This is a genomic window from Acidiplasma aeolicum, assembly GCF_001402945.1.
Lineage (GTDB): Archaea > Thermoplasmatota > Thermoplasmata > Thermoplasmatales > Thermoplasmataceae > Acidiplasma > Acidiplasma aeolicum.
Genome location: NZ_LKBG01000186.1, coordinates 1 through 730, shown reverse-complemented (window position 1 = coordinate 730; position 730 = coordinate 1). Strand labels below are relative to the sequence as shown.

Annotated in this window: 1 protein-coding gene and 1 pseudogene; both read left to right on the top strand. The window is 22.9% G+C overall.

All coding sequences use genetic code 11. The annotated features are described in order from the left end of the window. Window positions 1-66 precede the first annotated feature (66 nt). Window positions 67-201, top strand: coding sequence for a DUF7557 family protein (locus tag AOG54_RS09705; protein WP_156150266.1), 135 nt, complete (start codon window positions 67-69; stop codon window positions 199-201). After that, a pseudogene (locus AOG54_RS04285) lies at window positions 173-730 on the top strand (RNA-guided endonuclease InsQ/TnpB family protein); the annotation flags it as partial. The gene AOG54_RS09705 and the pseudogene AOG54_RS04285, both read left to right, overlap by 29 nt.

Genomic DNA, 730 nt, shown 5'->3' with positions numbered 1-730 from the left:
AAATAATATTTTTTGAAACATTTTTAGAACTAAATATTTATATGTTAGATACACATATACATAAATATGGGGTTTGTAAATATAATAATACATGATGAAACAAGAGAAAAATTAAACAAATTAAAAAATAACCCGAGGGAAAGCTATAATGATGTTATAATGAAATTAATAAATGAACATGATAGAAGCAAGGAAGAATAAAATAAAAGATTCGTTAAATAAAACTAAAGAAAGAAGAAAATCTCAATCAGCAGCAATTATAAAAGCAAAGATCGACAGTGATAAGCTAAATACCAGCACATTAAGGATATTAAGGAGAATATTTTTGGAGGCTAAATGGTTATACAATTATATTATAAATAAGGAATTTAACAATGATATTTTTAATATGGATTACAAGGTAAATAAAGTACCAGTGTATGTAAAGGACCATTATGAAATAAGGGATTTAAAATATTTATCATCACAGATGAGGGAAGAAATTATTGATAGAACCATGGATAATATTAAAGGATTATCAAAATTAAAGGAAAATGGATATAAAACAGGGAAATTAAAATTTAAAAAATATATAACATCAATACCATTGAAACAGTATAACAATACATATAAAATAATAAACAACAATTATATTAAAATACAGGGAATAAAGCAGAAACTAAAGGTAAATGGATTATATAATTTAAATATATTGGAACCGGCAAATGCATTGTTAATAAATAAAAACAAT

Excerpts from the sequence above, each read along its gene's own strand:
- AOG54_RS09705 (WP_156150266.1), top strand. The coding sequence starts at position 67 with ATGGGGTTTGTAAATATAATAATACATGATGAAACAAGAGAAAAATTA.